At 69.9% G+C, this 23,731-nt stretch carries 24 protein-coding genes; 7 read left to right on the top strand and 17 right to left on the bottom strand.

Features of this window, described 5'->3' with window-relative positions:
• The first annotated feature begins 111 nt into the window (after positions 1–111).
• Positions 112–978: a tRNA cyclic N6-threonylcarbamoyladenosine(37) synthase TcdA gene (gene tcdA / locus BKK81_RS15605; protein ID WP_071014709.1), complete on the top strand. Its 867-nt coding sequence runs from the start codon at positions 112–114 to the stop codon at positions 976–978.
• Between the two features lie 12 nt (positions 979–990).
• Here tcdA and BKK81_RS15600 read toward each other — a convergent pair whose 3' ends face one another.
• Positions 991–1,569 (bottom strand): AAA family ATPase, encoded by a 579-nt coding sequence (locus BKK81_RS15600; protein WP_071014706.1) that lies wholly within the window; start codon positions 1,567–1,569, stop codon positions 991–993.
• A gap of 201 nt (positions 1,570–1,770) precedes the next feature.
• On the opposite strand from BKK81_RS15600, the gene BKK81_RS15595 reads away from it, so the two are divergent.
• Positions 1,771–2,202, top strand: coding sequence for a bacteriohemerythrin (locus BKK81_RS15595; RefSeq protein ID WP_071014704.1), 432 nt, complete (start codon positions 1,771–1,773; stop codon positions 2,200–2,202).
• A gap of 60 nt (positions 2,203–2,262) precedes the next feature.
• On the opposite strand, the gene BKK81_RS15590 is transcribed toward BKK81_RS15595, so the two are convergent.
• Positions 2,263–2,664 (bottom strand): cupin domain-containing protein, encoded by a 402-nt coding sequence (locus BKK81_RS15590; RefSeq protein ID WP_071014701.1) that lies wholly within the window; start codon positions 2,662–2,664, stop codon positions 2,263–2,265.
• A gap of 79 nt (positions 2,665–2,743) precedes the next feature.
• On the bottom strand, positions 2,744–3,589 hold the full coding sequence (gene trxA / locus BKK81_RS15585) for a thioredoxin (protein WP_071014700.1): 846 nt from the start codon (positions 3,587–3,589) through the stop codon (positions 2,744–2,746).
• A 203-nt stretch (positions 3,590–3,792) separates the two neighbouring features.
• Here trxA and BKK81_RS15580 point away from each other — a divergent pair, with 203 nt between their 5' ends.
• Positions 3,793–5,514, top strand: coding sequence for a long-chain fatty acid--CoA ligase (locus tag BKK81_RS15580; protein WP_071014697.1), 1,722 nt, complete (start codon positions 3,793–3,795; stop codon positions 5,512–5,514).
• A gap of 47 nt (positions 5,515–5,561) precedes the next feature.
• On the opposite strand, the gene BKK81_RS15575 is transcribed toward BKK81_RS15580, so the two are convergent.
• On the bottom strand, positions 5,562–6,353 hold the full coding sequence (locus tag BKK81_RS15575) for an ankyrin repeat domain-containing protein (RefSeq protein ID WP_083384127.1): 792 nt from the start codon (positions 6,351–6,353) through the stop codon (positions 5,562–5,564).
• A 14-nt stretch (positions 6,354–6,367) separates the two neighbouring features.
• Positions 6,368–7,081 (bottom strand): gamma-glutamylcyclotransferase, encoded by a 714-nt coding sequence (locus BKK81_RS15570; protein ID WP_071014695.1) that lies wholly within the window; start codon positions 7,079–7,081, stop codon positions 6,368–6,370.
• 240 nt (positions 7,082–7,321) lie between these two features.
• On the opposite strand from BKK81_RS15570, the gene BKK81_RS15565 reads away from it, so the two are divergent.
• Positions 7,322–7,642, top strand: a complete 321-nt coding sequence (locus BKK81_RS15565; RefSeq protein WP_071014692.1) for a hypothetical protein — start codon at positions 7,322–7,324, stop codon at positions 7,640–7,642.
• 67 nt (positions 7,643–7,709) lie between these two features.
• On the opposite strand, the gene BKK81_RS15560 is transcribed toward BKK81_RS15565, so the two are convergent.
• From BKK81_RS15560 to BKK81_RS15535, 6 genes are all read right to left on the bottom strand, one after another.
• The gene (locus tag BKK81_RS15560; protein ID WP_071014689.1) at positions 7,710–8,057 is read right to left on the bottom strand and encodes an FKBP-type peptidyl-prolyl cis-trans isomerase; all 348 of its coding nucleotides are present in this window, start codon (positions 8,055–8,057) and stop codon (positions 7,710–7,712) included.
• 62 nt (positions 8,058–8,119) lie between these two features.
• The gene (locus tag BKK81_RS15555) at positions 8,120–8,668 is read right to left on the bottom strand and encodes a YaeQ family protein (protein WP_071014686.1); all 549 of its coding nucleotides are present in this window, start codon (positions 8,666–8,668) and stop codon (positions 8,120–8,122) included.
• Positions 8,669–8,764: 96 nt separating this feature from the next.
• Positions 8,765–9,385, bottom strand: a complete 621-nt coding sequence (locus BKK81_RS15550) for a YceI family protein (protein ID WP_231908058.1) — start codon at positions 9,383–9,385, stop codon at positions 8,765–8,767.
• Positions 9,386–9,488: 103 nt separating this feature from the next.
• Positions 9,489–9,872, bottom strand: coding sequence for an MAPEG family protein (locus BKK81_RS15545; RefSeq protein ID WP_071014683.1), 384 nt, complete (start codon positions 9,870–9,872; stop codon positions 9,489–9,491).
• Positions 9,873–9,886: 14 nt separating this feature from the next.
• Positions 9,887–10,114, bottom strand: a complete 228-nt coding sequence (locus tag BKK81_RS15540) for an RNA-binding S4 domain-containing protein (RefSeq protein ID WP_071014680.1) — start codon at positions 10,112–10,114, stop codon at positions 9,887–9,889.
• A 26-nt stretch (positions 10,115–10,140) separates the two neighbouring features.
• Positions 10,141–11,883 (bottom strand): glutamine--tRNA ligase/YqeY domain fusion protein, encoded by a 1,743-nt coding sequence (locus BKK81_RS15535; protein WP_071014678.1) that lies wholly within the window; start codon positions 11,881–11,883, stop codon positions 10,141–10,143.
• A 266-nt stretch (positions 11,884–12,149) separates the two neighbouring features.
• Here BKK81_RS15535 and BKK81_RS15530 point away from each other — a divergent pair, with 266 nt between their 5' ends.
• A complete protein-coding gene (locus BKK81_RS15530) occupies positions 12,150–13,577 on the top strand; it encodes a CoA transferase (protein WP_071014675.1) in 1,428 nt (475 codons plus the stop codon).
• Positions 13,578–13,665: 88 nt separating this feature from the next.
• Here BKK81_RS15530 and BKK81_RS15525 read toward each other — a convergent pair whose 3' ends face one another.
• The 4 genes from BKK81_RS15525 to BKK81_RS15510 all read right to left on the bottom strand — a co-directional run bounded on the left by BKK81_RS15525 (position 13,666) and on the right by BKK81_RS15510 (position 18,292).
• Positions 13,666–14,283 carry a pyridoxamine 5'-phosphate oxidase family protein gene (locus BKK81_RS15525; protein WP_071014672.1) on the bottom strand — a complete coding sequence of 206 codons (618 nt, stop codon included), beginning with the start codon at positions 14,281–14,283 and terminating at the stop codon, positions 13,666–13,668.
• 113 nt (positions 14,284–14,396) lie between these two features.
• On the bottom strand, positions 14,397–15,254 hold the full coding sequence (locus BKK81_RS15520; protein ID WP_071014669.1) for a PhzF family phenazine biosynthesis protein: 858 nt from the start codon (positions 15,252–15,254) through the stop codon (positions 14,397–14,399).
• A 142-nt stretch (positions 15,255–15,396) separates the two neighbouring features.
• Entirely contained in the window at positions 15,397–17,022 is a 1,626-nt protein-coding gene (gene ggt, locus BKK81_RS15515) for a gamma-glutamyltransferase (protein ID WP_071014666.1), read from the bottom strand.
• Positions 17,023–17,308: 286 nt separating this feature from the next.
• Positions 17,309–18,292 (bottom strand): Bug family tripartite tricarboxylate transporter substrate binding protein, encoded by a 984-nt coding sequence (locus tag BKK81_RS15510; RefSeq protein ID WP_071016526.1) that lies wholly within the window; start codon positions 18,290–18,292, stop codon positions 17,309–17,311.
• A 348-nt stretch (positions 18,293–18,640) separates the two neighbouring features.
• On the opposite strand from BKK81_RS15510, the gene BKK81_RS15505 reads away from it, so the two are divergent.
• Positions 18,641–19,522 carry a LysR substrate-binding domain-containing protein gene (locus BKK81_RS15505; RefSeq protein WP_071014663.1) on the top strand — a complete coding sequence of 294 codons (882 nt, stop codon included), beginning with the start codon at positions 18,641–18,643 and terminating at the stop codon, positions 19,520–19,522.
• A 132-nt stretch (positions 19,523–19,654) separates the two neighbouring features.
• Here BKK81_RS15505 and BKK81_RS15500 read toward each other — a convergent pair whose 3' ends face one another.
• Together BKK81_RS15500 and BKK81_RS15495 are read right to left on the bottom strand one after the other, a co-directional pair.
• Positions 19,655–21,157, bottom strand: coding sequence for a tripartite tricarboxylate transporter permease (locus tag BKK81_RS15500; RefSeq protein ID WP_071014661.1), 1,503 nt, complete (start codon positions 21,155–21,157; stop codon positions 19,655–19,657).
• A gap of 12 nt (positions 21,158–21,169) precedes the next feature.
• Positions 21,170–21,631, bottom strand: coding sequence for a tripartite tricarboxylate transporter TctB family protein (locus BKK81_RS15495; RefSeq protein ID WP_071014658.1), 462 nt, complete (start codon positions 21,629–21,631; stop codon positions 21,170–21,172).
• A 319-nt stretch (positions 21,632–21,950) separates the two neighbouring features.
• Here BKK81_RS15495 and BKK81_RS15490 point away from each other — a divergent pair, with 319 nt between their 5' ends.
• Positions 21,951–23,714 carry a potassium/proton antiporter gene (locus tag BKK81_RS15490; RefSeq protein WP_071014655.1) on the top strand — a complete coding sequence of 588 codons (1,764 nt, stop codon included), beginning with the start codon at positions 21,951–21,953 and terminating at the stop codon, positions 23,712–23,714.
• Positions 23,715–23,731 lie beyond the last annotated feature (17 nt).

The following is a 23,731-nucleotide window of genomic DNA, read 5'->3' as shown; positions in this document are numbered from 1 at the left end:
GAGCAGGCCACGATTCCATCTATTGTATAGTTGCGCGCCGCCGGCGCCTGTCGGATTGCCTCCGATTCGCGCCTCGCGGCAAGATTTCCCTGTGATTCCAACACCTCTGCCATGTCCCAGTCCGCTCCCTCCCTGTCCTTGCCGAATACCGCCGGCGTGCCCGCGGACGATGACTGGGAGCGCCGCTTCGGTGGTGTGGCCCGCCTGTACGGCGATGCCGGCCTGGCACGGCTGCAGCAGGCCAGCGTGTGCGTGGTGGGCATCGGCGGCGTGGGCAGCTGGGCCGCCGAGGCGCTGGCGCGCAATGCGGTCGGGCGCATCACGCTGGTCGACCTGGATCACATCGCCCTGTCCAACACCAACCGCCAGATCCATGCCCTGGGCGACGCCTACGGCCGCGCCAAGGTGGAGGCGATGGCGGAACGCATCCTGCAGATCAATCCGCGCTGCACGGTGCGGCAGGTCGACGATTTCGTCACCACGGACAACGTCGTGGAGCTGCTGGGCGCCGGCCACGACTACGTGATCGATGCCATCGACTCGGTGCGGGTCAAGATCGCCATGCTGGGCTGGGCGCGCCGTCAGGGCCTGCCGCTGATCACCTGCGGCGGCGCCGGCGGCCAGCTCGATCCCACGCGCGTGCGCATCGACGACCTGGCGCGCACCATCCAGGACCCGCTGCTGTCCAAGGTGCGAGCCGGCCTGCGCAAGCAATGGGGCTTCCCGCGCGACCCCAAGAAGAAGTTCGGGATCGCGGCGGTCTATTCCGACGAGCCGCTGCGCTATCCGGGGCCGCACGAGGCGGCCTGCGCGCCCGGCGAGGCGCCGCCCGTCGCGCAGGGGCCCCAGGGGCTGGCCTGCGCGGGCTTCGGCTCCTCGGTCGCGGTGACGGCGGTGTTCGGCTTCGTCGCGGCCTCGGCCGCGATCGGCGCCCTGGCCGACGGCAGCGTGCCGGTGGGCGGGGTCGTGGCGAATTAAGCGGCTAAGCGGCTAAGCGGCCAGCGTGGCCAGTAAAGCGTCGAACTCGGCCGGGCCAGGCGCGCTGTTGTCGAAGTAGATCAGCTCCGGGTAATCCGCGGGAGGCGGCAGGAAGCGGCGCGTGCGGTATGTCTCCCAGTGCGCCAGCTTGTAGGCATCGTTGGGGTTGGCGCGCCGCACGATACGCGCGTGCGCCTCGTCTTCCGGCAGGTGGACCCAGACGACGCGCGTGTCCGTGCCCGCCGGCGCCCGCAGCCAGGCGGGATCGTCGAGCTGGTGGGCGCGTACCTCGCGCGACAGCGGTCCCACCACGATCACGCTGATGCCCAGAGACAGGTTCTCGCGCGCGGTGTCGAGCAGGCCCTCGTACTCCGGGTCGCGCAGGTGGGCAAGGTAGGTGGGACTGTCGCGATCGTTGGGATCGCCGGTCAGCGCGGCCATGGCCGCCGCACTGTAGCGGCCGTACAAGGTGTCCTTGTCGAGCAGGCAGAAGGGATCGCCGGTGGCGCGCATGAGCGGGCCGATCAGGCGGTGCGCCAGCGTGGTCTTGCCGGTGCCGGCATGGCCGCAGAAGAAGATCAGTCGGGGCATCGTGGCCGAGGTCGGAGAGCGGAAACGCAAGGAAATGCATGGAAATGCATGGAAATGCTCCGCAAGGATAACCCGGCGCCAGCGCCGGCCGTTTCCCCGGGCATGGCCGGCCTTGCGCCAGATCAGGGCGGCCCGTGCCCGATTGGGTATCCTTCAGGCTGGCCGGCGCGTCGACCGGCCCTCATACCTGCCGCTCGATCCATGACCGATCCCACTCCGCTGTCTTCCGCCGGCCTGGCGCCCGAACTGCACCTGGGCGAACCCGTGACCGATGCCACGCACGCCGAATTCACCTTGCTGCTGGCAGCCACCGCGCGCGCCACGGACGACGCCTTCCTGGCGGCCTTCGACGAGTGGATCGACCACACCCGCCATCATTTCGGCCAGGAAGAGGCCTGGATGGAAGCGATGGGCTTCGGGCCGCGCCACTGCCACGCGGGCGAGCACAAGCAGGTGCTGGCGGTGGCCGAGGCGGTGCGGGCCAAGGTGGCGGAGGCGGGCGAACTGGAACTGGGGCGCCGGCTGGTGGCCGAGCTGTCGGGCTGGTTCGCCCATCATGTCAGGAGCATGGACGCCATGATGGTCTCGCATATGCGCGAGAACGGCTTCTCCCTGGTCGAGGCGCAGGCCTGAGCGGTGCCGCCCGCGCTGCCGCGGCCCTCGGGCCGGGGCATTCGAGCGGCGCGGCTGTCTTCAGGCCGGCCGCGCGGCGGCGCGGTCGATCACCACGAAATGCTTGCGCACCGGCTCGATCACTTCGAATACGCCCTGGAACCCGGCCGGGATCACGCAGGCGTCGCCCGGGCCGAACTCGCGCGCGTTGCCGGCCTCGTCGCGGATGCGCAGGCGACCGCTGATCACGTGGAAGAACTCCTCCTTGCCGGGCGGGAAGGCGATGCGCCAGGCGCCCGGCTCACAGGCCCAGATGCCGCAATCGAAATCGCCGGACGGCGCGCCGTAGTGCGTCCAGGTGGTGCGGGCCGGATTGCCCTGCACCAGGCGGTCGGGGCGTGGACGGTCGTGGCTGGGTTCGGGGCTGGCGCGGAAGTCGACCAGGGCGGGCGGTTGCGGCTGGGGTGGCTGGGGAGCGGTCACGGTGTCGGAGCGGAACGGCAGATGGCGGGCGGGGCCGCGGGCCGACAGTTTACCGCCTGCCGCGCCCGGCCCGTCCGCTTCAGTTCAGCGCCGTGCTGAGCTGGCGGCGCCAGCGCGATACCGCGTCCGGCCGGTCGGCCATCAGGTCGAACACCGCCAGCATGGTCTTGCGCGCCACGCCGTCCTCATAGGCGCGGTCGGCACGCACGATGGCCAGCAACTGCTCCAGCGCCGCCTCGTAGTCATGGTGGGCGATGTGTTGGCGGGCCAGGTCCAGGCGCGCGGCCAGGTCGCCCGGGTCGGCGGCGACGCGGGCGGACAGCACCGAAGCATCGGGCAGGGCCGAGGCCTCGCGCACGGTCTGCAGCCGCGTGCGCAGGGCGTCATAGCCGTCTTGCTGCGGCGCGCGCGCCGACAGCATGCCGAATTCGGCCTCGGCCTCGGTAATCGCGTTGCCGTCGAGCAGGAAGCCGGCATATTCGATGCGCGCTGCATCCGCGCCCGGGTCGAGCGCCAGTGCGGCCTGGAAGGCCGCCAGCGCCGCCTCGCGCTGGCCGTCCGCCGCGAGTTCACGTGCCTGGCGCAGCGCCAGCGCGCTGGGCGCCGGCGTTACGCGTGCCAGGAACTCGCGCAGCCCGCTCTCGGGCAGCACACCGACGAACTGGTCCACCGGCTTGCCATCCACGAAGGCGATCACATGTGGAATGCTGCGCACGCCGAAGTGCGCCGCGAGTGGCTGGTGCTCGTCCACGTTGATCTTGACCAGCTTCCACTTGCCGGCCGCCTCGTGCTCCAGCTTTTCCAGCATCGGGCCCAGCGTGCGGCAGGGGCCGCACCAGGGCGCCCAGAAATCCACCAGTACCGGTACCTGGCGCGACATCTCGATGACGTCGGCTTCGAAGGTCTGCAGGGTCGTGTCGCTCATCTCGCTTCTCGGTTCTCGTCTTGCGGCGGGCCGTGGCCCTCCTGTCTTCCCCCTATTCTGGGGGCGCCGGCGTCATTTGCAAGCCGCCGGGGGTGGGGTCGGGCAGGGCCGGGCAGCTACCGATTGAAAATAGAACGGTCGTTCGGTTATATTGCTTGACCGGATTCGTCAATATCGGGTCGCCCGACCTACTAGGAGACATGATGCAGAACAAACAGCCCGCGCGTCCGCACCTGCAGTTCTGGCCCAAGCGCGTGCCGACCGAGATCGTCCTGCCGGAGACCTCGCTCTGGTACAACCTGGAGGTCTCGGCCCACCGCTATGCCGACAAGGCGGCGATCCGCTATTTCGGCAATGCCATCACCTTCCGCGCGCTGCGCGAGCAGGCCGAGGCGCTGGCCGGCTGGCTGCAGCACAAGGCCGGCGTCAAGAAGGGCGACCGCGTGCTGCTGTACATGCAGAACTGCCCGCAGTTCATCATCAGCTACTACGCCATCCTGCGCGCCGATGCGGTGGTGGTGCCGGTCAACCCGATGAACCGGGCCGAGGAATTCAAGCACTACGTGACCGATGCCCAGGCGCGCGTGGCCATCTGCACGGCCGACCTGGCCGCCGGCGCCGCCGCGGCCGATGCCGAACTGCCCGCCGAACAGCGCCTCCAGCACCTGCTGGTCACGCAATATGCCGATGCGTTGCCGCCGGCCCACGAGCATCCCGAGGACGCTCCGCCGGCCTGGCTGACCGCGACGCACGCGCTGCCGCCCGGCGCCACCGCCTGGCAGGATGCGCTGGCCGGCGCACCGGCGCCGCGCGAGCACACCGCCGGACCGGACGACATGGCGGTGATGCCCTACACCTCGGGCACCACCGGCTTCCCCAAGGGCTGCATCCATACCCACCGCTCGGTGATGCACAACGTCGTCGGCGGCTCCACCTGGTCGGGCAGCGGCGCCGAGTCGGTGATCCTGTCGGTGCTGCCGCTGTTCCACGTGACCGGCATGCAGTACGGCATGAACGGGCCCATCTTCAGCGGTGCCACCGTGGTGATGCTGCCGCGCTGGGATCGCGAGGTGGCCGGCCGGTTGATTTCGCGCTACCAGGTCACGCACTGGACCAACATCCCGACCATGGTCATCGATTTCCTGGCCAGCCCGAACCTGGAGCAGTTCGACCTGTCCAGCCTGCGCTATATCGGCGGCGGCGGCGCGGCCATGCCGCAGGCCGTGGCCGAGCGTTTGAAACAGCAGTTCGGCCTGAGCTACCTGGAGGGCTACGGCTTGTCGGAGACCATGGCGCCGACGCACAGCAATCCCTCCGAGCGGCCCAAGCTGCAGTGCCTGGGCGTGCCGACCTTCAACACCGAGGCGCGCGTGATCGATCCCGTCACGCTCGCCGAACTGCCGCCCAACGAGATCGGCGAGATCATCGTCAGCGGCCCGCAGGTGTTCAAGGGGTACTGGGGCAAGCCGGAGGCGACCAAGGAGGCCTTCATCGAGTTCGAGGGGCGCACCTATTTCCGCACCGGCGACCTGGGCCGCATGGACGAGGAAGGCTATTACTTCATCACCGACCGCCTCAAGCGCATGATCAACGCGTCCGGCTTCAAGGTGTGGCCGGCCGAGGTGGAGAACCTGCTGTACAAGCATCCCGACATCCAGGAAGCCTGCATCATCGGCACGCGCGACCCCTACCGCGGCGAGACTGTCAAGGCCGTGGTGGTGCTGCGTGCCCATGCCAAGGGCAAGACCACCGAGGAGCAGATCGTCGAGTGGGCCAAGGAGAACATGGCGGCCTACAAGTATCCGCGCGTGGTCGAGTTCGTCGATGCGCTGCCCAAGTCGGGCACGGGCAAGGTGATGTGGCGCCAGCTGCAGGAAACCGAGAACGCGCGCGCAGCCGCCCAGGGCAAGGCCACCTCCGCCTGACGGCCCCGGGGGGCCCGGGCTGGTGGCGCCGCGCCGCCGCCGGCCCGTCAGTGCCCGCGCACGCGCATCAGGCTCTTCACGATGGCCTTGTAGCCACGCTCGCGCGCATGGCGCGTCGGTGTGTTGCCTTCGCGGTCGGCAAGGTTGGGGTCGGCGCCGGCATCGAGCAGCAGCTGCACGATGTCCTCGTAGCGCTGGCTGCCGTCGCCCAGGATGATGGCCTCCAGCAGGGCCGTCCAGCCGAGCTGGTTGACGTGGTCGACCGGCACGCCCGCCTGCAGCAGCAGCTTGACCACGTCCACGTGGCCATGCTCGCTGGCGGCGATCAGCGCGGTGCCGTCATAGCGGTCGGTGCTGCGCAGGTCGGCCCCGTGGGCGATCTCCAGCCGCACCAGGTCGGCCTGTCCGCTCGACGCCGACTGCAGGAAAGGGCTGTTGGCCTCGCCGTCCTTGCGGTTGACATCGGCGCCGGCCAGGATCAGCACGCGTGCCACTTCCTTGTGCTGGCCGTAGATGGACGCCAGCAGTGCGCTGCGTCCGCGTTCGTCGACCGCCTGTGCCGATGCGCCAGCCGTCAGCAGGCGGGTCACCAGTTCGAGGTCGCCCGCGGCGGAGGCCGTGATGAGGTTGCGGTCGAGCGTGGAGATGCCGCCGCGCAGGGGATGGTGGTTGAGCGCCGGCGCGGCGTGCAAGCCGGCCGGTGCCGCGCTGGCCGGCGCGCGCGCGGCCTGGGACGAGCCGCCCGGGCTGGCGATCAGGCCGCTGCCCATCAGCAGTCCGGCCAGGCCGAGGACCTCGGCCAGCATCAGGCTGCGGGAACGGACGGCGGCGCGCGGCATGGCGATCCCGTCTCTCAGCCGGCTGCCGCCACGCACGAGCCGGCGGCGCTGTCCTCGTGCTGCAAGCGGCGCCACAGCCGGTCCAGGTAGGGGTCGCCGACGCCGTTGGTGGCCAGGCCGAGCATGGTCTGCTGCAGGTATTCGCGCGCCGGGCCGTACAGGCCGCAAGCATGCCGCAGGCAGTCCACCACGCGCTCGTCGGGCAGGCGTCCGGCATAGGCTTCGTGTGCGCGGTTCATCACGAAGGCCAAGGCTCGCTGGGGCCGGCCGGCGAACTCGCCGCCGATGCGCACGCGCAGCCAGCGCGGGTGATAGGCGCCGGTCATCATCTCGCGGCGCCAGAGCACGCGGAATTCCTGCTCGATCACATGGCGCGGGATGCGGAAGACCATGCCGTGGCAGCTGCCGCCGCGGTCCAGGCCCAGCACCAGGCCGGGGTTGTCCCAGGTGCCGCGATTGATGCGGGAGTAGAGGTAGAAACCGCGATGGTAGCCATGCGCGGTGGCGACGCGGCGGTCGGTGTGGACCACCATCGGGTTCCAGATCAGGGAGCCGTAGCCGAACAGCCAGACGTCACCGTCCAGCGCTCCCGGATCGGGATGCCGTACCAGGGTCTCGTGCAGCGAACTCTCGAGCGCTTCCTCGGGCAGCAGGGAGGCAGCCACCGGCGTGCTGCACAGCGTTGCGCGCAGCCGATCTGCTTCGAGATCCTGTCGGGTGATGACCATGCTGCAAGCATAATGCAAAGGCGGTCGGGATGCGGCAGCCAAACCACTTCGCGGCAGCGGAAATCGTGCCGGGACGCACACGTCTGTCGGTCCTGGACAACGCTCGGGCCCGCGAAGCGGGACGGCCGCGCGGCTCCGGCCGGCTGGAACCAGGCCGACGCCTGGCAGGCAGGGTCCGGTGGGCTGGCCGCCGTGGCCCGGCTGTCCGTACAATGGGGGCCTCAACCAGGAGAACACGCAATGGCGCGTACGCTAACGGTGGTTTTCGGCAACGGCAAGGAATTCGCGTTCACGGTCGGCGATGCCGAACTGGCGGCGCTCAGCGAGGAGGCGGGCTGGCGCTGGTTCGACCGCGAGTATGCGGAGCTGGATTGCCAGGCCTCCAGTCCGGTGGGCAAGGTGCTGGTGATCGACAAGATACTCAGCGTCGCCAAGTTCTCCGGCGAATCGCGCTTCACCGAAGATGCCGCCTGGGCGGCGAACTATGCCCGTCATGCGGCGCGCCTGCTCGACCGGGACAAGGTGCGGGTCGACGTCAGCAACGCCGCGATCAGCTTCTGAGCGCCGCCGCGGTATGGCGCGGGGGCTGGCCGGCCCGCTTGGCCGGCACCCCTGCGCCGGTGCCGGATCAGACCGACAGCAGTTCCACTTCGAACAGCAGCGTGGCGTTGGGGGGGATCACGCCGCCCGCGCCGCGCGCACCGTAGCCCAGGTCGGCCGGGATCACCAGGCGGCGGGTACCGCCCACCTTCATGCCCTGCACACCTTCGTCCCAGCCGCGGATCACGTGGCCGGCGCCCAGCGGGAAGACGAAGGGGTCGTTGCGGTCCTTGCTCGAATCGAACTTGCGGCCGGCCTGGCCGTTCTCGTAGAGCCAGCCGGTGTAGTGCACGGTCACGTGCTTGCCGGCGGTGGCCTCGGTGCCCGCGCCGATCACGGTGTCTTCGAACTGCAGGCCGGAGGGAGTCGTTTGCATGGTGGTTTCCTTGATTGCCTCGGTTGGCGTCATCGGCGGCGGGACCGGATGTCCCGCCGGGTTCAAGCGTCGGCGCGCTGGAGCGCGTCGAGCGTCAGCTGCACGTTGCGGTCGTCGCTGCTGACCCAGATCTCGCCGTCCTGGATCGTCACCGTCAGCCGCATGGCGCGCTCGGCCATGCCGGCCAGCGCCTCTACCGCGTCATCGTGCACATTGTAGATGGTGACGTTGCGCAGCTTGCCCGCCTTGCCGGCGATGCTCTTCCACCACTCGCGCGCGCTCGCGCCCTGGTAGGTGAAGACCGTGACGCGGCGTGCACGCGCCGCGGCGCGCTTCAGCCGCGTCTCGTCCGGCTGGCCCAGGTCGATCCAGTGCACGATCTCGCCGGTCAGGTCCTTGTCCCACAGGTCCGGTTCGTCGGGTTCGTCCAGCCCGCGCGTGAAGGCCAGCGTCTCGCTGGCCTCGCAGGCGAAGGCGAGCACGCGCACCATCATGCGCGCGTCGTTTTCCGACGGATGCCGGGCGATGGTCAGCGCGTGGCTGCCGTAGTAGGGGCGGTCCATGTCAGAGATGGACAACTCGGCCTTGAAGATGGTGGACTTGAGCGCCATGGGCGGATTGCGGCGGTGTGGCCTGCGACGATGCGAAAGGCCGCATCATACGCGAAACCTGCGGCGAAACCTGCGGCGGGCCGGCGCGGAGCCCGGCTAGCGGGCCGGCTGGCTGTCCGATGCGGGTGACGCGGGCGATATGGGTGGCATGGCCGGCGCCTCGGCCGGCCCCGCCGGCGTCGCTTCGATGGCGATCTGCAGCGTTACCATGTCGCCGACGTCGGGCAGGAAGCGCGTCATGCCGAAGGCGCTGCGCGAGAGGGTGAGGCGGAAGTCGCCGCCGCAGGCTTCGCGGCGGATCCCGAACACGGCTTCCTCGCCGCAGCTGAAACGCTCGGCTTCGAGGTGCACCGGGTGCGTGACGCCGTGCAGGCTGAGCTCGCCCTCGACGGCTACCAGCCGGCCCTGTTCGACGATGAAGCGCTGCGCGCGCAGGCGCGCGTACGGGAAGCCCTGGGCATCGAGGAACTGTGGCGAGCGCAGCACGCCGTCCAGCGGCGGCAGGCCGCTGTCGACCGAGGCGGTGTCGACGGTGACGTCGAGCGAGCCGCTGCCGCTGGCGGGGTCGTAGAGGATGCGCCCGTCGATGCGGTTGAAGCGGCCGCGCACGGTGCTGCGGCCGAAATGCGTGGCGCCGAAGTAGACCGTGGTGTGCGTGCCGTCCACGGCATAGGGCCGTGCCTGGGCGTGCGCGGCGCCAGGGCTGCCGGCCAGCATTGCCAGCACGACCGGCATTGGCAGCATGCCCAGCGCGGCCGTTGCCGCGGCGACGGCCAGGCGGGGCAGCAGCCGGGCGGGGTGGCCGGTCGCCATGGCGCGCTCAGCGGACGAAGACCGGCAGCAGGAAGATGCCGATCACCGACAGGAAGCCCACGGTCCAGCACAGCGTGCGCAGCGTGGCGCGGTCGGCGAGATAGCACAGCGTGTAGAGCACGCGCGCGGCGATGAAGGTCAGCGCGAGCTCGTCGATGCGCGCCGGATTGGCGTGCAGGTAGCTGGCGCTCAGCACGGCGGCGGCGAAGAAGGGGAAGGCCTCGAAGTGGTTGCGGTGGGCCAGGTCCGCGCGCCGCGCGCGCCCGCTCTGCTGCTCCAGCCAGGCGCGCGGGTCGTGGTTGTCGTAGGACTTGCCGCCGCCCTTGGCGACGGCCACCGTCAGCACCGGCAGGATGCCCGCCAACAGCACGCACCAGAAGGCGATCGGCATGACTCCTCCTCGCCTCAGGCGGCCACGACGCGGATGCGGATGGGGCCGATGCCGACCACCTGGCCGGCGCGGATCTTGGCGGTCTTGCGCAGTTCCTGGGTGCCGTCGACGGTGACCTCGCCGGCCGCCACCAGCGCCTTGCCGGCGCCGCCGCTGTCGCATACGCCCGCCACCTTGAGCAGGTCGTTTAGGGCGATGTGCTCACCCTCGAGCGGGAAGGTGATCGTCTGCTTGCCTGTCATCTCGTGTCGCTCCTGGTGGTTCCCGCTCACTTGCCCCAGCTGTCCTTCAGCCCGACGATGCGGTTGAAGACAGGCTTGCCCGGCTGCGAATCGACACGGTCGGCGACGAAGTAGCCGTGCCGCTCGAACTGGAAGCGGGCCTCGGGAGCCGCTTCGCGCAGCCCCGGCTCCAGGTAGGCGGTGACGACCTTCTTCGACGCGGGATTGAGCGCGTCGAGGAAGTTCTTGCCGCCGGCATCCGGCTGCGGGTCGCTGAACAGGCGGTCGTACAGGCGCACCTCGGCCTCGCAGGCATGCGCCGCGCTGACCCAGTGGATATTGCCCTTGACCTTGACGCTGTCGGCGCCGGGCGTGCCGCTCTTGGTGTCGGGCAGGTAATTGGCATGGACGGCGACGACATTGCCGTCGGCATCCTTGTCCACGCCGGTGCACTCGATCACATAGCCGTAGCGCAGGCGCACCTTGTTGCCGGGGAACAGGCGGAAGTAGCCCTTGGGCGGCGTCTCGTTGAAGTCCTCGCGCTCGATCCACAGCTCGCGCGACAGCGGGAACACGCGGCGGCCCAGCTCGGGCTGCTTCGGGTGCACCGGTGCCGAGCACTCTTCGCTCTGGCCTTCGGGGTAGTTGTCCAGGATCAGCTTGAGCGGGTCGAGCACGGCCACCGAGCGCGGCGCGCGCGCGTCGAGGTCGTCGCGCACGGCGCCTTCCAGCGTGCTCATGTCGATCCAGCTGTCGGACTTGGCCACGCCCACGCGGTCGCAGAAGAGCTGGATCGATTCGGGCGTGAAGCCGCGCCGGCGCACGCCGACGATGGTGGGCATGCGGGGATCGTCCCAGCCGTCCACGCGGCCCTCGTTGACCAGCTGCAGCAGCTTGCGCTTGCTGGTGATGGCATAGGTCAGGTTCAGGCGGGCGAACTCGTACTGGTGCGGCAGCGGGTCATGGAACGCGCCGCAGTCGCGCAGCTGGTGCAGCACCCAGTCATAGAGCGGGCGGTTGTTCTCGAATTCCAGCGTGCACAGCGAGTGCGTGATGTTCTCCAGCGCGTCCGAGATGCAGTGCGTGAAGTCGTACATCGGGTAGATGCACCACTTGTCGCCGGTGCGGTGGTGATGGGCGTGGCGGATGCGGTAGAGCACCGGGTCGCGCATCACGATGTTGGGCGCGCTCATGTCGATCCTGGCGCGCAGCACGTGCTCGCCGTCGGCGTACTTGCCGGCGCGCATGTCGCGGAACAGCTGCAGGTTTTCCTCGGCGCTGCGCTCGCGGAAGGGCGAGGGCGTGCCCGGGCGCGAGAAGTCGCCACGATTGCTGGCGATCTGCTCGGCGCTCTGGCTGTCGACATAGGCCGCGCCGCGCTCGATCAGCTTCTCGGCGAAGGCATAGAGCTGGTCGAAATAGTCGCTGGCGTAGTACAGGTGGGCCTGGCCGCCGTTGTCCCAGGAGAAGCCCAGCCAGCGCACCGCGTCGATGATGGAGTCGACGTACTCGGTGTCTTCCTTGACCGGGTTGGTGTCATCGAAACGCAGGTGGCAGCGGCCGCCATAGTCCCGCGCGAGACCGAAGTTCACGCAGATGCTCTTGGCATGGCCGATGTGCAGGTAGCCGTTGGGCTCCGGCGGGAAGCGCGTGATGACGGTCGGCAGCGCCTGGCCCTGCTTGTCCTGGCGGCCGGCATAGGTGCCGGAGGCGAGGTCCTGGTCGATGATGCTCCGCAGGAAGTTGGAAGCGGCGGGGGTGCTGTCGGTGGTCTTGGGATCGTGGCTCATGGTGGCGCCGCCGGGGCGGCTGGAAACGCTGCTGGATCGTTGCTGGCCGGGCCAGCGGGTCTAGAGGCGGGATTTTACCGCGCCGGCGGGCGCGGCGCCGCATTCGTGGCCGGCACCCGCGGGCGGGGCGGCAGAAGCGGCCGCGCCGGACTAGCATGGAAGCGCGCGGGGGCCGCCATGGCGACATGGCGACGTCTTGCGGTGTTGCCTGCCGGCCACGCCGTCGCCGGCCGCGCGCCTTGCGCCAACCGATCGAGGATCCGACCATGGAATCCGCCTCTTCCCTTTCCGCCGCCGCGCTGGCCAGCCTGTGGCAGGACGCCGGCCTGCCGGGCGAGGCGCTGGCGCACCTGCGCCTGAGCGGCAGCGACCCCTTGCTGCCGTCCAGCTTCGCCGTCGGTGCGGCCGCCCAGGCCAGCCTGGCGGCATCCGCGCTGGCCGCCGCGGCGCTCTGGCAGCTGCGCAGCGGCAGCTGGCAGCCGGTGGCGGTGGATATGCGCCACGCGCTGGCCGAGTTCCGCAGCGAGCGCTACCTGCGCGTCGATGGCCGCCCGGCCCCCGAATTCCATGACAGCATCGCTGGCCTGTACCGCTGTGGCGACGGTGGCTGGATGCGGCTGCATACCAATTTCCCCCACCATCGCGATGGCGTGCTGCGTCTGCTCGGCTGCGCGCACGAGCGCGACGCGGTGGCCGTCGCGCTGGCGCAGCGGCGGGCCGAGGAGGTCGAGCGCGAAGCGGCCGAGGCCGGCCTGGCGGTGGCGGCGATGCGCTCCTTCGAGGCCTGGGACCGCCATCCCCAGGCGCAGGCGCTGCGCGGCTGGCCGCCGCTGACGCTGGAACGCATCGGCGAGGCGCCGCCCGCCGCGCCACCGCCCGTGCCGGACGACGCGGAGGCCGCGCGGCCGCTGTCCGGCCTGCGCGTGCTCGACCTGACCCGCATCATCGCCGGCCCGGTCGCCGGGCGCACGCTGGCCGCCCACGGCGCAGATGTGCTGCTGGTCACGGCGGCCCACCTGCCGGCCATCGCGCCGCTGGTGATCGACACCGGCCGCGGCAAGCGCTCCTGCCAGCTCGACCTGCGTGATGCCGAGGACGCGCGCACCTGGCACAAGCTGCTGCACGGCGCGGACGTGGTGCTGCAAGCCTACCGTCCCGGTGCCCTGGAGGGCCTGGGCGCCGGGCCTGCGGCGGCGGCACGGGCCCGGCCCGGCATCGTCTATGTGTCGCTGTCGGCTTACGGGCATGCGGGCCCGTGGGCGGGCCGGCGCGGCTTCGATTCGCTGGTGCAGACGGCCACCGGCTTCAACCATGCCGAGGCGGCGGCCGGCGGCGGCGGGGCGCCGCGGCCGCTGCCGGCGCAGGTACTGGACCATGCCGCCGGCTACCTGCTGGCCTTCGGCGCGATGGCGGCGCTGTGGCGCCGCGCCGCGGAAGGCGGCAGCTGGCACGTGCGGGTGTCGCTGGCGCAGGTGGGGCAGTGGCTGCGCGGCATGGGCCGGATTCCGCAAGGCCTGGCAGCGCCGGAGCAACGTTTCGAGGACATCGGCGACCTGCTGATGACGCTGCCGTCGGGCTTTGGCGAACTGACCGTGGTGCGCCATGCGGGGCAGCTGGCGCAGACCCCTGCGCGCTGGGTGCTGCCGTCGGTGCCGCTCGGCACGCATGCCGCCGAGTGGCTGCCGCGCGGCTGACGCCCGGTACGGTGCCCGGCGCAAAGACGCCGCCAATACGCCGCAAGCACGCCGCAACCACGCCGCGCCGTACGGAGCGGGGACGGCTTCAGTACAGCGTGCCGCGCAGGCGCTCCGGCTGTGCCTCGTCGTAGGCGTGGCCGTCGATGCCGCCGCGGCTGAGGTCGGCCAGGATGGTGCCGTTGCTCGGCAGGGCGCTGCGTGGGATCTGCGCCTGCGGCGACCACAGCTGCGAGCGCACCAGCGCGCGCGCACACTGGAAGAATACCGAGCGGATCGCGATCACCAGCACCGTGGCGGGGGCCTTGCCATCGACCTCGCAGCGCGCGATCAGCGCCGGGTCGACCGAGATCTGCGCGGTGCCGGCCACGCGCAGGGTCTCGTCCACGCCCGGCACCAGGAACAGCAGGCCGACGCGCGGGTCGGCGATGATATTGCGCAGGCTGTCGATGCGGTTGTTGCCGCGGCGGTCGGGCAGCAGCAGCGTGCGCTCGTCCAGCACCTGCACGAAGCCGGGCGCGTCGCCGCGCGGCGAGCACTCCGCCTGCCCGCCCGCCACCGTCGACAACAGGCAGAAGGGCGAGGCCTCGACGAAGGCGCGGTAGTGCGGGTGCAGGTAGTCGACTTCCTTGGCGAGCGAGGCGGCGCCCGGCTCGGCGTAGCGGGCTTCGAGTGCTTCGAGCGTGGTCAGGGTGTGTGCGGTCATGGCAGCGTGGCGGGGGAGGGGGATGGCGAGGCGCCTGCGGGACACCAGCCCGCACTCTACCGCATGCAGGTGGCGTCCGTTGCACACGCTCGCCGCAAGGCTGCCCTCATGCGCTACAGCGTGACCGTGCCGCGCCCGATCTCGATCACGCGCCCGCCGACCTGGATGGCGCCATCGCGCCCGACCTGCAATTGCAGCCGGCAGGGCCGGCCGACCGCTTCGCCCTGCTCGATGGTGTAGGCGGCCGGCAGCGCGCGGCCGGTGGCCAGCAGCCAGCCGCCGAGGTTGGCGCAGGCCGAGCCGGTACCGGGGTCCTCCGCCACGCCGCCACCCTGCCGGGCGAAGAAGTAGCGCGCCAGCACGCTGCCCCGCCGTTGCTCGTCGAAGGCGAACAGATAGGCGCTGCGGCGGCCCAGGCTGCTCTGCGGCCAGGCCTCGAGGCGGCTGCTGTCGGGGCGCGCCCGCCGCACCGCTTCAGCGTGCCTGAGCGGCACCAGCAACTGGTCGGCGCCGGTGTCCACCCACAGGGGCGGGCCGGCGAGATCGGCGGCGTCCAGGCCGAGCAGCGACGCCACGGCCGCGTCGGGCAGCCCCGCCGGCGCCGTGCGCGGCTGGCCGGCATGGGGCGCGGTCAGGGTCCAGCGATCGCCCTGGGCGTGTACCGGTACCATGCCGGCCTTGAGCGCCAGGCGCAGCGAGTCGGCGCCGCGCAGGGCGCGCAGCACATGGGCGGTGCCCAGCGTGGGATGGCCGGCGAAGCGCATCTCCGCGCCCGGCGTGAAGATGCGCACGGCGGCGTCGGCCTCGGTCGAGGGCAGCAGGAAGGTGGTTTCGGACAGGTTGAACTGCAGGGCCAGCGCCTGCATGGTGGCCTCGTCCATGCCGCGCGCATCCTCGAAGACACACAGCGGATTGCCGCCGAAGGTCGATTCGGCGAAGACGTTGACGAGGCGGAAGGCGTAGGTCGGCATGGCGGGCAGGGCGTGCGCGAGGGGAGGGGAAGCGCCAGTCTAGGCCCTTGCCGAGGCGGTGCAAGCGACAGTTTTGCGCGCCGACCACAGAACAGCGCGCGGCCGGATGCGGCGCCCGCATGCGGGCGCCGCCATGCCGGTTTCAGAAGCCGACTGCCTGGCCGTCGCGGCGGCTGTCGCTGGCGGCCACGTAGCCATGGTCCGCGTCGTCGGACAGGCGCCAGATGAACTGGCCGGAACCGAAGTCCATATAAGGGTCGTCGACCGACTTGAGCTGGTGCCCGCGTTCCTTCAGTCCGGCGACCACCGCGCGGTTCATGCTCGCCTCCAGGTCCACGGTGAAGTCGCGGTTGACCTTCCAGCGCGGCGCGCAGCAGGCTGCCTGCGGCTGCTGGCGGTAGTCCAGCATGCGCACGATGGTCTGCAGGTGGCCCTGCGGCTGCATGTCGCCGCCCATCACGCCGAAGCTCATCACCGGGCGGCCATCCTTGGTCAGGAAGGCCGGGATGATGGTGTGGAAGGGGCGCTTGCCGCCGGCGACCACATTGGCCGATTTCGGATCCATCGAGAAGCCCACGCCGCGGTTCTGCAGGCTGATGCCGGTGCCGGGCACGACTACGCCAGAGCCGAAGCCCATGTAGTTCGACTGGATGAAGGAGATCATCATGCCGTTCTCATCGGCGGCGCTCAGGTAGATGGTGCCGCCGCTCCTGGGCATGCCGAAGTTGAAATGGGTGGCGCGCTGCATGTCGATCAGCCGCGCGCGCGACTTCAGGTAGGCGTCGTCCAGCATCTGCCCGGGCGTGACTTCCATGCTGCGCGGATCTGCCACGTACTTGTACAGGTCGGCGAAGGCCAGCTTCATGGCCTCGATCTGCAGGTGCTGCGAATCCACGCTGTCCACCGGCAGCGAGGCCACGTCGAACTGCTCCAGGATGCCCAGCGCCATCAGCGCGGCGATGCCCTGGCCGTTGGGCGGGATCTCGTGGACGGTGTAGCCGCGGTAGTCCTTGGCGATCGGGGTGACCCAGTCGGGGCGGTAGTTGCGCAGGTCGTCCAGCGTCATGGCGCCGCCGCACTGCTTGCTGAAGGCGGCGATCTTCTCGGCGATCTCGCCTTCGTAGTAGGCGCGGCCCCGGGTCTCGCCGATCTTGCGCAGCGTGTCGGCAGCGGCCTTCATGACGAACTTCTCGCCCACGTGCGGCGCGCGGCCGTGCGGCATGAAGGTCTCGGCATAGCCGGGCTGGTCCTTCAGTTCCGGCACCGCCAGGTTCCACTTGTGCGCCACCATCGGCGGCACGGCATAGCCGCGCTCGGCGATCTCGATGGCGGGCTCCAGCAGATCGGCGAACGGCAGCTTGCCGAAGCGCTCATGCAGCGCCGCCCAGCCGGCGATCACGCCCGGCACGGTGACCGCGTCCCAGCCGCGGATCGGCCGCTTGGCCAGGCCGTCGGCCTCGGTGCCGTACTTGTTCTTGAAGTACTCCGGGTTCCAGGCCGCCGGCGCCACGCCGGAGGAGTTCAGGCCATGCAGCTGCTTGCCGTCCCACAGGATGGCGAAGGCATCGCTGCCCAGGCCGCAGGAGACCGGCTCGACAATGGTGATGGCGGCCGCCGCGGCGATGGCCGCATCGACCGCATTGCCGCCCTTGAGCAGCATGCGCAGGCCGGCCTGCGCGGCGAGCGGATGCGAGGTCGAGACGACGTTGCGCGCGAACAGCGGCGTGCGCGGGGTGGGGTAGGGGTTGGTCCAGTTGAAGTCTTGCATGGCGGTCTCGTGAGTGCTGCCTGTTTGATCGTTCGGTGTCGGTTTGGCTTGCTGTCGGTTCGCTCCCCTCTCCCGCTTGCGGGAGAGGGGCCGGGGTGAGGGCGGGCGCTGGCTGGCGGCGACGTGCTGGACATCACCGACGGCTTCGTCTGTGCGTGGTGCCTTGCTAGACCACCCCTCTCCCCCACCCTCTCCCCATCAGGGGAGAGGGAGCCAAGACCTCGTGCTTGGCGCTCGGTGTTGGTGCACTTGGCGCTCGGTCTTGGCACATCTCCTGGCTATGGCTTCAATCCACCACGATCTTACGTTCCTTGATCAACTTGCCCCAGCGCGCGCTGTCCTTTTTCACCATGGCGGCGAACTGGGCCGGGGTGCCGCCGACCGGTTCTGCGCCGAGCCTGGCCAGGCGGTCCTTGACCTCGGGGGCCTGGATGGCCTTGTTGAACTCCGCGTTCAGGCGGTTGACGATCTCGGCCGGCAGGCCCTTGGGCCCGTAGATGCCGAACCAGGTGTCGGACTCGAAGCCGGGCAGGCCGGATTCGCTGACGGTCGGGATGTCCGGTACCAGCGGCGAGCGCTTCAGGCTGGTCACGGCCAGTCCCTTGAGCTTGCCGTCCTTCACGTGCGGCAGGCCGGACACGATGCTGTCGAACAGCACGTGGACCTTGCCGGACATCAGGTCGGGAATGGCCAGCGCGGTGCCCTTGTAGGGAATGTGGGTGATGAAGACGCCGGCCTGTGCCTTGAAGGCTTCGGCGGTCAGGTGGACCACCGTGCCGGGGCCGCTGGAGGCGTAGTTCAATTGGCCGGGGTGCTTCTTGGCGTAGTCGATCAGCTCGGTGACGTTCTTGACCGGCAGGCTGTTGGGCACCAGCAGCAGGTTGGTGGCGGTCGCCACCTGGCTGACCGGGGTGAAATCGGTCTCGGTGTTGTAGGGCAGGCGCGGCGTGATGTGCGGGCCGATCGCATGCGTGCTGGTGGTGGCGATCAGCAGCGTGTAGCCGTCGGCGGGCGCCTTGGCAGCCATGTCGGAGCCGATCGCGCCGCCGGCGCCGGGACGGTTGTCGACCACGATCTGCTGGCCGATGCTGGTGCTGACCTTCTGCGCGATCGCGCGCGCCAGCAGGTCGGTGGCGCCGCTGGCGGGGAAGGGTACGATCAGCCGGATCGGCTTGCTTGGATAGCTGTCGGCCAGTGCCGGGGTGGCGGCCAGGGAAAGCGCGAGGGCGGTGGCGAGGCCGGTGCCGGCGCGGCGCAACCAGGGGCTCATGAAGGTCTCCGGATCGGAATGGCAGGATGGCGTGCCGATGTGCCGCAGGAGGCGCGGCGCCTGGCTCGGGATCATTATTCCGCGCACTGCCAAACAATAAAAGCTAATATTTCTTTTCGCTGTCACAAGCTTTTCTTGTGTATGCCTGGCACTGTGGCGGTGCATCGCCAAGCAGGGTGGCGGTGTCCCGCCATGTCTTGTGCCATGTCTTGTGCGTGTCTTGTGCCGTGTCTCGTCACCTCTTGCCACTCCTTGCGCGATAGCCGCGCGAAGCCGGCCGCAATGCCGCGGGACCCCGTCCGGCCGCCGAGGGGCCGCGCAGCCCGCCTGCTTTCCTCCCTGTCTGCCATGAGCACCATCCGCTTTCTCCGCACCTTCGTCGCCGTGGCCGAGCATGGCTCCTTCGCTGCCGCCGCCGGTCCCGTGGCACTGACCCAGGCTGCCGTCAGCCTGCAGATGCGCGCGCTCGAGGCCGAGTTGCGGCGCGAGCTGTTCGACCGCGGCGGACGGGTGGCGGTACTCAATGCCGACGGCCGCGAGCTGCTGCCGCAGGCGCGCCGCCTGCTCGCCCTCTACGATGAAATGCGCCTGCCGCTGGCGCCGCCGGAGGCCATGGCCGGCGCGGTCGCGGTGGGGGCGGTGGTGTCGGTGATGGGCGGCCTGTCGCAGGTGGTGGCGCGCATGAAGCAGGCCTATCCCGCGCTGGACATACGGCTGGTCGGCGCCAAGTCGATCGAGCTGGCGGCGCTGGTGGAGTCTGGCAAGCTGGATGCGGCGGTGCTGGTGGAGGGCGCGGGGCGCCTGCCTGGCACGCTGCGCTGGACGCCGCTCTACCAGGAACCGCTGGTGGCCATCGTCGCGCGCGACCATCCCGGCCAGAGCGCGCGCGAGGCGCTCGCCGCCAGCCCCTTCCTGCGCTTCGACCGCGGCCAGCGCACCGGCATGCTGGTGGAGCGGGCGCTGCGCCGTGCCCACCTGCGCGTCAACGAGTTCCTGGAGCTGAACGCGATCGAGGCCCTGGTCGAACTGGTGCGCCAGCAGGTGGGGGTGACGGTGGTGCCGTTGCTGCGGCGTGCGCGCTGGCCGGAGGACGAGGCGCTGCGGGTGCTGCCGCTGCAGGCCGGCGCGCCGGTGATGCGCACCGTCGGCATGCTGGAGCGGCGCGACCATGCACGCCGCCACGTCACCGAGGCGGTGCGCGTGGCCTGTGCGGAGCTGTTCGGCACCTGAGGCACCTGCGGCGGCCGAGCGCCGGGCAGCCGGACCGCCGGGCAGGTGAAAAAAAAGGGGGCCGTGTGGCCCCCTTCATCATCCTGGCGACCGGACCCGTGCAGCGGTCCGGGCAGGCCGGTATCAGCGCTATTACTCTTCCTGGAACGCTTCTTCGCGCTTGGCCTTGATCGAAGGCATGGCCACCACCAGCACCAGCAGCGCGGCGCCGATCAGCAGGCCGAGCGACAGCGGGCGGGTGACGAACACGCTGAAGTCACCACGCGACAGCAGCAGCGAGCGGCGGAAGTTCTCTTCCATCATCGGTCCCAGCACGAAGCCGAGCAGCAGCGGCGCCGGCTCGCAGCGCAGCTTGATGAAGAGGTAGCCGATCACGCCGAAGGCGGCGGTCTGGAACACGTCGAAGGTGGTGTTCTGGACCGAGTAGACGCCGATGCAGCAGAACGTCAGGATGGCCGGGAACAGGTAGCGGTAGGGGACCTTCAGCAGCTTCACCCAGACGCCGATCATCGGCAGGTTCAGGATGATCAGCATCAGGTTGCCGATCCACATCGAGGCGATCAGGCCCCAGAACAGCGCGGGGTTGCTGGTCATCACCTGCGGGCCCGGCTGGATGTTGTGGATGGTCATCGCCCCCACCATCAGCGCCATCACCGCGTTGGGCGGGATGCCCAGCGTCAGCAGCGGGATGAAGGAGGTCTGCGCCGCGGCGTTGTTGGCCGATTCCGGACCCGCCACGCCTTCGATCGCGCCCTTGCCGAATTCATGCGCGAACTTGGAGGTCTTCTTCTCCAGCGAGTACGCCGCGAACGAGGCCAGTGCCGCGCCGCCACCCGGCAGGATGCCCAGCGCCGAACCCAGGGCGGTGCCGCGCAGCACGGCCGGGATCATGCGCTTGAAGTCTTCCTTGGTCGGGAACAGGTTGGTCACGTGGTCGGTGAAGGTCTCGCGGGCTTCCTTCTGCTCCAGGTTCGCGATGATCTCCGCGAAGCCGAACACGCCCATGGCGACCGAGACGAAGTTGAGGCCGTCGGTGAGTTCGGGCACGTCGAAGGAGAAGCGCGCGGCGCCCGAATTCACGTCGGTGCCGACCAGGCCGAGCAGCAGGCCCAGCACGATCATGGCGATTGCCTTGACCAGCGAGCCCGACGCCAGCACCACGGCACCGATCAGGCCCAGCACCATCAGCGAGAAGTACTCGGCGGGACCGAACTTGAAGGCCAGTTCCGACAGCGGCGCGGCGAAGGCGGCCAGGATCAGCGTGGCCACGCAGCCGGCGAAGAACGAGCCCAGGCCGGCGGTGGCCAGCGCCACCCCGGCGCGGCCGCGCCGCGCCATCTGGTAGCCGTCGATGGTGGTCACCACCGAGGACGATTCACCGGGCAGGTTGACCAGGATGGCGGTGGTCGAGCCGCCGTACTGGGCGCCGTAGTAGATGCCGGCCAGCATGATCAGCGCGGCCACCGGCGGCAGCGTGTAGGTCACCGGCAGCAGCATGGCGATGGTGGCCAGCGGCCCCAGGCCCGGCAGCACGCCGATCAGGGTGCCCAGCACGCAGCCCAGGAAGGCGTACGCGAGGTTCTGGAAGGACAGGGCGGTCGAGAAGCCCAGTCCGAGGTTGGCGAGTAGTTCCATCAGGCCGTCTCCTTAACCTGCCAGGAATGCCGGCCACACCGGCATCTGAAGATTGATGCCGTACACGAAGGCGCCCATGCTGATCAGCACCAGGATGAAGGCGTTCAGGATCGCGCCCTTCCAGCTGAATTCATGGCTGGCCATCGACGACACCAGCACCAGCACCACCACCGACAGCACCATGCCGAGCGGCTTGAGCAGCAGGCCGAACAGCACCACCGAACCCAGGATCCACAGCAGGATCTTCAGGTCCCAGCGGGCCAGGTGGTCTTTCTCGCTCTTGCTCGACAGCGCGCCGGTCAGAACCAGCGAGCCGAGCAGGGCCAGGACGATGCCGAGCCAGAACGGAAAGTATCCAGGTCCCATCTTGGCGGCGGTTCCCATGGAATAGCCGCGTGCGACCCAGGAAAAGCCCAGACCGACCAGAATGAACATCAGGCCGGAGGCAAAGTCCTTTTGGCTACGTATGCGCAAATTGATTCTCCTCGAAGTAACGCTTGAAATCCGTGCGGTTTGTGCGGCGCAGCATTGCAGTGTTGCCGGCCCGGCCGCGAGGCAGGGTGGAAATTAAGGGGCATACCTTTCAGATACCTTTCGGATGTATTCAAACTTGGTCAATACAAGGGTATGTACCTATAAGACATTCGGAAACATCCGTAGGAATGGGTGCCCGAGGCAGGCCTGGCATGCGGAAAGCGTCACGGAGGCTGGGCTATCATCAGCCGGTAGTTGGCCGGTAGTTGGCCGGCCCGCCCGGGCCGGCCCGAACCATCAAACATCCCCGGGGCGCGGATTGGACAGCATCGAGCACATCATCCTGATCGGCGCCATCGTGATGTCGCTGGGCATCGTGGTGGGCGCCTTCTCGGCACGCTGGGGCGTGCCCTTCCTGCTGGTATTCCTGGCCGTCGGCATGCTGGCCGGGGTGGATGGCCCGGGCGGCATCCGCTTCGCCGATACCTGGCTCAGCTTCCTGGTCGGCAATCTCGCCCTGGCGGTGATCCTGCTCGACGGCGGCTTGCGTACGCGCTACACCACCTTCCGCGTGGCATTGCGGCCCTCGTTGTCACTGGCCACCGTGGGTGTGCTGATCACCACCGGAGTGGTGGGGCTGTTCGCCGCCTGGCTGCTCGGCATCGACTGGAAGCTGGGCCTGCTGCTGGGCGCCATCGTCGGCTCGACCGACGCGGCGGCGGTGTTCTCGCTGCTCAACAGCAGCGGTGTGCGGCTCAAGGAGCGCGTCGCCAGCGTGCTCGAGATCGAGTCGGGCATCAACGACCCGATGGCGATCTTCCTGACCTTGACGCTGATGGAGTGGATCGCCTCGCCGGCGGGCCTGTCCGCGGGCGGCCTCGCCTGGCGCCTGCTGGTGCAGTTCGGCGTGGGCGGAGCGCTCGGCCTTGGCCTCGGATATTGCCTGGCCAATGTACTGGAGCGCGTGCAGGTGGCCGAAGGCCTGCAGGCGATCCTGCTGTGCGCCGGCGGCGCCATGGTCTTCGCCATCGTGCAGAGCGCCGGAGGCAGCGGTTTCCTGGCGGTCTACCTGGCCGGCATGCTGGTGGGCAACCGCGAGCGCGCGGTCAGCGCGGACACCATGCGCGCCATGGACGGCATGGCCTGGCTGGCACAGTCGGCCATGTTCCTGCTGCTCGGCCTGCTGGTGGCGCCGCACCGGATCTGGGATGTGGCCCTGCCCGCCGTCGCCGTGGCGGCCTTCCTGATGCTGGTGGCCCGTCCGCTGGCGGTGTTCGCCGCGCTGCTGCCGTTCCGCTTCAGCGCGCGCGAGAAGGGTTTCGTGGCCTGGATGGGACTGCGCGGCGCAGTGCCGATCGTGCTGGCACTGTTCCCGATGCTGCATGGCCTGCCCGACGCCGGGTTGCTGTTCCGCATCGCCTTCGCCGTGGTGCTGGCCAGCCTGCTGTTCCAGGGTACGACGGTGGCGCTGGCGGCGCGGCTGGCACGCGTGCTGCGCCAGCCCTATCCCGAGCCGCTGGCGCGCGCGCGGCTGCACGGCACGCGGGCGCCGGCGCTGGACCTGATGCAGTTCAAGGTAGGGGCGGAGGCGCCGGTAGAGAATGTGCGGGCCGACCAGCTGGAGTTGCCGCCGCGCTGCCGGCTGCTGACGGTGGTGCGGGATGCAGCGCTGGCCGCCCCGGAGCAGACCCTGCTGCGGGCGGGCGACCTGGTCTCGGTCCTGGCACCTGCCGCCAGCGTGCCGATGCTGTCGATGCTGTTCCAGGCGCCCGGGCCGGCGCCCGCCTGGGCCCATGCCTCGCATGACTTCCTGCTGTCAGGCGATGCCTTCCTGCGCGATGTGGCGGCACTCTACGGCAGCCGCGCGCTGACGCCGGCCGAGGCACCACTGACCCTGGGCGCAGCCATGCTGCGCGCCTTCGCCTCGCCACCGGTCGAGGGCGACGCGGTGGAGATTGCCGGCCTGAGGCTGACTGCGGTGCGCATGGAAGGGCCGCGTATCCTGCAGGTCGGCCTGCTGCTGCCGCGCAAGCCCGGCGCGCGGCCGCCGCGGGGCGGCGGCGGGGAGCCTGCGGCGGCCTGAATTGCGGCCTGGCCTGC

The organism is Cupriavidus sp. USMAHM13, assembly GCF_001854285.1.
In the GTDB taxonomy this organism is placed as follows: Bacteria; Pseudomonadota; Gammaproteobacteria; order Burkholderiales; family Burkholderiaceae; genus Cupriavidus; species Cupriavidus malaysiensis.
This window is presented reverse-complemented; position numbering and strand designations above follow the sequence as displayed.